The organism is Vibrio sp. (assembly GCF_048266485.1).
GTDB lineage: Bacteria > Pseudomonadota > Gammaproteobacteria > Enterobacterales > Vibrionaceae > Vibrio.
In genome coordinates this window covers 960806-968165 of sequence record NZ_JBLWZK010000001.1, presented here as the reverse complement: position 1 = coordinate 968165, position 7360 = coordinate 960806, and the positions used below count along the sequence as shown (strand labels likewise).

The 7360-nt window shown below is 42.1% G+C and carries 7 protein-coding genes; 5 read left to right on the top strand and 2 right to left on the bottom strand.

Features of this window, described 5'->3' with window-relative positions; all coding sequences use genetic code 11:
* Window positions 1-285 (top strand): tyrosine-type recombinase/integrase (locus ACN0T8_RS04475; RefSeq protein ID WP_417879420.1); only part of this gene is annotated, 285 nt, incomplete at its 5' end.
* A gap of 62 nt (window positions 286-347) precedes the next feature.
* On the opposite strand, the gene ACN0T8_RS04470 is transcribed toward ACN0T8_RS04475, so the two are convergent.
* Together ACN0T8_RS04470 and ACN0T8_RS04465 are read right to left on the bottom strand one after the other, a co-directional pair.
* Window positions 348-2336 (bottom strand): ATP-binding protein, encoded by a 1989-nt coding sequence (locus ACN0T8_RS04470; RefSeq protein ID WP_417879419.1) that lies wholly within the window; start codon window positions 2334-2336, stop codon window positions 348-350.
* A gap of 133 nt (window positions 2337-2469) precedes the next feature.
* The gene (locus tag ACN0T8_RS04465) at window positions 2470-3525 is read right to left on the bottom strand and encodes a transcriptional regulator (RefSeq protein ID WP_417879418.1); all 1056 of its coding nucleotides are present in this window, start codon (window positions 3523-3525) and stop codon (window positions 2470-2472) included.
* 85 nt (window positions 3526-3610) lie between these two features.
* On the opposite strand from ACN0T8_RS04465, the gene ACN0T8_RS04460 reads away from it, so the two are divergent.
* The 4 genes from ACN0T8_RS04460 to traI form a co-directional block, all read left to right on the top strand.
* Entirely contained in the window at window positions 3611-3838 is a 228-nt protein-coding gene (locus tag ACN0T8_RS04460) for a helix-turn-helix transcriptional regulator (protein ID WP_001069954.1), read from the top strand.
* Between the two features lie 12 nt (window positions 3839-3850).
* A complete protein-coding gene (locus ACN0T8_RS04455; protein WP_417879417.1) occupies window positions 3851-4630 on the top strand; it encodes a replication protein RepA in 780 nt (259 codons plus the stop codon).
* Between the two features lie 1032 nt (window positions 4631-5662).
* Window positions 5663-6037 (top strand): conjugal transfer transcriptional regulator TraJ, encoded by a 375-nt coding sequence (gene traJ, locus ACN0T8_RS04450; protein WP_030000430.1) that lies wholly within the window; start codon window positions 5663-5665, stop codon window positions 6035-6037.
* Window positions 6034-7360 (top strand): TraI/MobA(P) family conjugative relaxase (gene traI, locus ACN0T8_RS04445; protein ID WP_417879416.1); only part of this gene is annotated, 1327 nt, incomplete at its 3' end. The genes traJ and traI, both read left to right, overlap by 4 nt.

Below are 7360 nucleotides of genomic sequence, written 5' to 3'. Positions count from 1 at the left end.
GATGCCCCAATGAGCAGTGCGACAATGAATCGTGTATTGGCTTTAACGTACAAGGCTGCGCAGAAGGATGGGCAGTCACTAAATAAGTTTGGGCCGCATGACCTACGTAGAACAGCGAGTACACTGCTGCATGAAGCAGGATACAACACTGATTGGATAGAAAAATGCCTGGCGCACGAACAGAAAGGAGTGAGGGCTGTTTACAACAAAGCCGAATACCGAGAACAGCGCGCGGCCATGTTGCAGGATTGGGCTGATATGATTGATGAGTGGACTAATTGTTAAATTTTGGAGGGAATAGAATATTCCCTCCAATCTTATTACGAATAAGATTATTTTGTGAGTATCTATTTTTCAATTACTAGCTCGTTATCAAAAATAACATCTTTAGTATACTCGGCATAATTTGATTTTAAAAACTGGAGGCCTTCTGTGGTAGTGACTTCTAAATCAAGATGCGTTCGAACAAACTCCAAGCGGTGTTTACACTCTTTAATTAGCTGTCCCCACGTCTTAACTTGAATTGTCATATTATCCGTTTGATGAATTATACCTTGTCCCGTTTTGTCGGCTTTAAGTCTATTATCGGTATATTCATTCGTATCGTTTGAGACAATCCAAAAGTTCCATTTCACATCAAGTTTATTAAACCTTTCGTCACTAGCAACAGCGAATGCATAAGATTCAATTTGTTGAATTTCTTTAGGTCCGATAGGAACCTTAGGAGCTTTTAACTCTATCACTAGATGCTCTAGTTGATCCGCATGATTTTTGGGGACTGATTGCGTTAGCATTAAATCAACAATTCCCCTAGATTTATCAATTCTAGTTACAGGCTCATCCAGTATCAGATCTATACCCATAGATTTTAGGTGTTTCTTTAGCACCTCCGTAAGAGATTGGTCATTTACAGACATAGAGAATGCATCGCCAAATACCCACGTATTTTCTGCGAGAATTTTGTGAAGTTGGCTGCGTTCTTTGAGAACCTGTTTTTTCTCTGGATCAAATATAATGTGCTCTAAACCGGCGATGAACTTTAATCTGTCAGATATAGTTTTAGATGCGTTTATTATTGATGTAAGGCTTATATCTTCTAGTAGTTCAGCAAGTTCTTTTTGCTTTTTTACTGAGAGGCTCAGAACTTCTTCAAAGATTATTTGTAGATCATTAGGGTTAGAAGATACGATTTGTTTAAGTAATCGGAACTGAAGACGTTTTACCTTTACTGGTGACTTTTCAAATTCCGGAAGCTCTTGACTGATATTAATAGCTAATACGTCAAACATTTGCCTCTCTACTTCGTTAATCACATCACTATACCCACCTTCATATGGGTAGACTTCTTCATCTTTCCATTTTTGGATTATATTTGCTGATTTAGCTAGCTTTCGGAGAAACAGGTGATGCTTTAACTTGTCAATTGCGTTGCGTAGAGTTTCTGATAGCGATGGTTCTAGCCCACCAAGGCCAAGAAGCCCTTTAGATGATAGTTTACTAATGTGTTCAGAAATTAAATACGCAGTAAACTCAAATTCGCCAGTGCCTCTTATCTGCTTATCGTATGTATGTAGAGGAAAGCCATTACTGTCACAGAAATGAAGCTCATTTTTAGTTTCACACTTCCACTCAATAACTTTCAGAGAGTAATTAAAAGATTCTCCCTCAAATGTCACCGGAGGTAGCTCTAGTGTTTCTTGGTGAAAGATCTGATCGGTAGGGTCAATTTTTGTATCGTTTACATATAATTGAACTGATGGATACTTAGATAAATAGATTGCAAAAGCGCAGGATATATAATTACAAAGTGCTTTTTCCGAGACGCTTATGCCTTTTTTACTCAGTTCAGAGATACGGACAGTTGTACCCGTGTGTTTGATTTTAGTAAATGCGGTGTCAGTAACCTTAAAGCTACCAATATTATCGGCCATTCCAGTAATAGAAAAAGATTTTATTAGGTTATCTTTTTCGTCAAGGTATGCTGTTTCCCAGTCTATAACTTTCCCAATAGAGAAAGGTTTAAAGCGTCCTTGGCCTTCTTGACCATGAAGGAAGCGACCAGAGGGAGTCTTGTTTTTGAACTTCTTCCAGGACCCTCCGAGCTTACTAAAGTGTTTATCGGCTATATCTTCAGTTATACCAAATCCATCGTCGGTGACTTCGATACTTTTTAAACCACCGTACAATGCGTCTTCGTTCAATTTTATCGAGACTTTGTTTGCATCTGCGTCTAACGCATTCCATATTAGCTCAGAGATAGCAACATAGGCGGAGGCATTTGATACTTTCCCTAAAAAGTCGCTTTCGACTTCAACTTTTAACGTGCGAGCAGCCATGACGTTGATTTTCCAATTCTATGTTATTGTTTGTATAATCTAGCATTTAGTAGATTTTAATACCTAACAGAAATCAAACAATTAAAAATTTCATGGGTATGCTGATCAAATGTTTAACGACTAGATTTACATTTTAGTTCTTGGTTTCTGTTAGTAGAAACTCTTCACGAAGTGAACTTATTGCCTTAGACACTGCTTGGTTCGACAGCGGCTTACCTGTGATTTCACCCAGCAATATACCTATCTGTTTATTAGACATGTTTTGCTTACGAAGAACCAGCATGCGCTTTTTGTTGTCGGTCAGTCGAGAATCTACCATCTTTCGGGCTAAGTTGCGCAGTTCGGGCACATTAGTTGGGTCCAGTGAAGAGTCCAGCATGAAGTGGTAAAAGTACTCATCAATTAATCTATCTCCGGACTTAGCGTTATGACGGTCTGGATGCGCGATTTGGCGTCGTAATCTCAAGACTTCTTGCTCAAATTGTTCTGAAGAGCGTTTGGCTTGCTTATATAGAGAGTTCCAAGAACCATCATGAAGCTTAGGGCGATGGGTTAGACAATAATTCGTACTCAGATCCGGTCGCTTTTTCTTTCCTGCTTTTTCATCATTGTCACGATCATTGTTTTCTCTCTCGATATATCCGTGTTTTGTCCATGTGTACATGAACTGTGAAAACTCTGTTGGGTTTCCACACAGGGCACATAGTCGTGTTTTTTTATCCGCTTTTAAACTGATATCAGGCGCTAGTTTTGATCTATTAGGTTTCTTTCCTTCACAAATCATAAACAATGATTTGAGCATATCCTGAGTCGAAATGAATAGTATGTCTTGCTCTGTGTGGGAACTCTTATCAACAAAGTCGTATAAATAACAGTGAATTTGGTCGGCCGTATAACGAAGACCTCTCAATTTGATGAGATCACTATAGTTACACTTTTCTCTTGAGATAGGGCAAAAGGCCAAATACTGGTTTGGAAGGCTACTCAAGTATTCCGATACCACGGGATCAATCACCTGTTTAATCAAGTTTATGATGTTGTGGCTTTTAGACTCTTCCGAGTATGAATGCCATTTCTCCCTAAAAATGCGAATGGCATTTGCCACAGAGTTGTCAGAATTCTCCCATACAGGAATATAAAACGGACCTAGTCGTTCTGACGCATCGATCTCAGTTTCAAATATTTTCATATCCAACTTTTTTGTCCAATGATTAGCCTAATCTACAGGCAACTCCTGGCATTATCAACCCAAGAATGTTGAAAAGGAGAGGGGTATGAATCCATCAATGACAAACAAAACGCTGATAAATCGCAAAACCTTACTCAGCATGATCCCTTTGTCTGATCGAACCATCTATAACCTGGAACAGCGTGGTGAGTTTCCTCGTCGTATTGTTCTGACCAGCCGAAGTGTTGCTTGGGACCTAGCTGAAGTGGAGAACTGGATAGAAGAAAAGCGCAGGTCTGCGTTAAAAGCCGCAAGACCTGGTTTTATTTGGTAAGTCTGAGTTCACATGACGCTTAAAGATGTAACGGATGTTCAGGCTAGGGGAACTACTCGGCAAAAAAGTGCCTCGGGTGCCAGCGGTAAACTAGATCTAAGCACGAAATATATAGACAACATCATAGCAATCCAGGAGTGCAGTGCTCAGGAGGCTAATGAACTCGGTTTTATTGCTCGGCTTCTGATTCAAGCAACCATACCGCACAGTAAGCCAGAATCGAATGAGTGGAGTCGGAAGAATGGTAATTTCACAATGCACATGATGGCCCCCTCATCTGTAGGTTTGCCTTACGGTTGCTATGCACGTTTGCTTCTGGTTTGGATGACCACTCAAGCAGTAAGAAACAAGTCCAGATTGGATAAGGGTTATATCGGTGAGACAGAGGCGCGTAGGCTTGAATTAGGGAATTCTCAGAGAAGCTTTATGGCCGAACTAGGGTTATCGGGAACTGGGGGGAAAGATGGTTCTATTCCGCGTTTGCGTGAGCAGATGAGCAAACTTTTTAAAACCACCATTAGCGTTATGTTTACGGAACATAATGAAGGTGATGAATATATTTCTGAGGATGAGATTGGTGCCAGAGTAGCGGATGTTTCACATATATGGTGGAGCACAAAGCATCCAGATCAAAATTCATTATGGGGCTCTTGGGTAGATCTGTCGCCAAAGTTTTTTCAACTGATAACAGATAAACCAGTTCCTCTAGATATGAGGGTATTACGGTTGATTAAGCGTTCTCCTATGGCTCTCGATATATATTGCTGGGCAACAACCGAGTCAGCTATTTAAAACGTTCAACAGTCATTCCCTGGGAAGGACTAATGGACCAAATAGGAGCCAATTACCCTAATACTCCTCAGGGGCATCGAGATTTCAGAAAACGGTTTCTCGATGGTCTTAAAAAGGTTCAATATGCATGGCCAGAGCTAGATGCTACTTCAACCGAAAAAGGACTGCTTTTGAAACCAAGTGCTCCACAAGTACCTCGAAGGACAAAACGATAGAGTGAGCGGGATGAAACAGTATGTACGTACCATTCTTGATGTTATTAAGCCTGGGTATTTAGAAAGTTATCCACGCATGTTCTGTCCCGCTTTAAAGGGGGTATTTTGCGCATGTTCTGTCCCGGCTTACGCATGTTTTGTCCCGGAGTGCGCATGTTCTGTCCCGGAAAATGCTAAAAAGTTATTTAATAACAAATGGTTGTAGGTCCTCCTATAGTACTTTCCTGTAGTTTTACCTATATAAAAAATTAACCTGTAGTTAAGCAAACAGATATTGTGGATAACGTTGATAAAAATAAGTTGCTTAAAACTGTCAATGAAATCAATTTTTGGAAATTAATTGTATTTTAACCTATTGAAAATAAAGTGATTTTTATTTTTGTTAGCTTGGTTTTTAAACATTTATTGACACTTGAGGGGCGGTAAAATACGAACGCTCTGAACTTAGCCTAGAGCGGAAAGTGTTAGGAAAGCTGTGTTTTTCGGTGTCGTGATATTGAGTAAAGCCAACACACATAAATCGCAGTAAGACCGCTAATTTAGCGCTATTCAGTCGCTGTAAGTGCTCTGTCATACCGCTATAAGTGTCGGACTTATTGAGTAAACATAGTTTACACAGGAATAAACAGTTAAATACAGAGAAATGCACACGGGCATGCATAACTTTCCGTGATAAAACCAAAGTTGAAATGCGGGCAGGATGTGTGAAGTAGGCACACCATGCAAGCATGGCGAAGCCTCTTCACTTTGGACTTATTCGCACCTTCGGAGCTCAACGTTAATCCTGCCCTGCGGGGCCAGAAAGAGGAGGCAAAGCATGGGGAACAGCACGAACAAGATCACTCGAAAGAATAGCCCACCGATTAAGGTTTACTGTCTGCCAGAGGAGCGTGAGTTGATCGAGTCGCTGTCTGTGCAAGCAGGTCTTAGTATTTCTACTTATCTACGTGAAGTCGGCCAAGGTTATCGCATTCAAGGTATTACCGATGTAGAACAGGTACGCGAACTGGTAAGAGTGAATGGTGACTTAGGGCGTTTGGGTGGTTTGCTTAAGTTATGGCTTAGTAATGATGCCAAGGTAGCGAATGTGGGAGTCAATACAATCTTAGCAGTGCTTAATCGTATTGAAGCGACGCAAGATCAAATGAGTTCACTTATGGAGTCTATTCTTCGCCCGAGGGCGGACCAATGATTGCCAAGCATGTACCGATGCGTTCTCAGGGGAAATCTGACTTTGCGGGCTTGGTGAATTACATCACCGATCACCAGAGCAAAGAGCATCGACTCGGTAACGTTCGTTTAAATAACTGTGAAGCGAAAACCGTGCGCGATGCGATCAGCGAAGTGTTAGCAACTCAATTCGCGAATACCCGAGCGAAGAGTGATAAAACCTATCATCTGATAGTGAGCTTCCCAAGTGGCGAACAGTTAGAAGCAAATACCTTGGCCGCGATAGAAGAGCGTCTTTGCCAAGGGGTGGGTTATGGCGAGCATCAGCGTGTCAGTGCTGTACACAACGATACGGACAATCAACATATACATATCGCGATCAATAAAATTCATCCTACGCGTAACACAATCCATGAGCCTTATTACCCACATAAAAAGCTAGCGGAAATGTGCGAGGCCATCGAGCAAGACTATGGCTTACAGCCGGATAATCATATACCGCGCAAACGAGGAGCCGAATCTCGTGCGATGGATATGGAGCGCCATTCGGGTATTGAAAGCTTAGTGGGCTGGGTGAAGCGCGAATGCATGGACGAGATTAAATCAGCTAATAGCTGGCAGGCGTTGCACCAGGTCATGCAGGACAATGGTTTGCAGTTAAGAACTAGAGGAAATGGTCTAGTGATCGTTGCCGATGGTGAAGCGATCATCAAAGCGAGCACCTTGGGACGTGAGTTTTCTAAACCCAAACTCGAAGCGCGCCTTGGTCCCTTTGAAACGACTGCATCGGATTCTGTTAAGCCGAGCCGCCAGTATACACATCGACCTGTTCGCTTGAAGGTGAATACCACCGAGCTATATGCCCGTTATCAAGCAGAGCAGAAACATGCCGCAGAGAGTAAAACGCAAGCCCTTGAACAGGCTCGTCGTGATAAAGATCGACAGGTTGATAACGCCAAGAGGAAAGGGCGTGGCCGTCGCGCAGCGATTAAGTTAACCGGTAGCAATAAGCTTACTAAGAAGCTTTTGTACAAACAGGCCAGCAATGCATTGAAAAGCGATCTTGAGCGCATTCACAAGCGTTACCAAGAGCAACGGCAAACGATATATCAAAGCAATCAACGCCAAGCCTGGGCGGATTGGTTAAAGAGCCAGGCATTGCAGGGAGATAGCGAAGCCCTCAAAGCGCTACGTAGCCGAGAGGCTGCACAAAAGCTTAAAGGCAACACACTAAACGGGGATGCAGTTCAGGCCGAGCCCAAAGCAATGGTCGATACGATTACGAAAAAAGGCACCATTATTTATCGAGCAGGTAACAGCGCCGTGCGTGATGATGGTGAGCGTC

Coding starts and splice junctions, on each gene's coding strand:
- ACN0T8_RS04470 (WP_417879419.1), bottom strand. CDS start 2,336: ATGGCTGCTCGCACGTTAAAAGTTGAAGTCGAAAGCGACTTTTTAGGG.
- ACN0T8_RS04465 (WP_417879418.1), bottom strand. CDS start 3,525: ATGAAAATATTTGAAACTGAGATCGATGCGTCAGAACGACTAGGTCCG.
- ACN0T8_RS04460 (WP_001069954.1), top strand. CDS start 3,611: ATGAATCCATCAATGACAAACAAAACGCTGATAAATCGCAAAACCTTA.
- ACN0T8_RS04455 (WP_417879417.1), top strand. CDS start 3,851: ATGACGCTTAAAGATGTAACGGATGTTCAGGCTAGGGGAACTACTCGG.
- traJ (WP_030000430.1), top strand. CDS start 5,663: ATGGGGAACAGCACGAACAAGATCACTCGAAAGAATAGCCCACCGATT.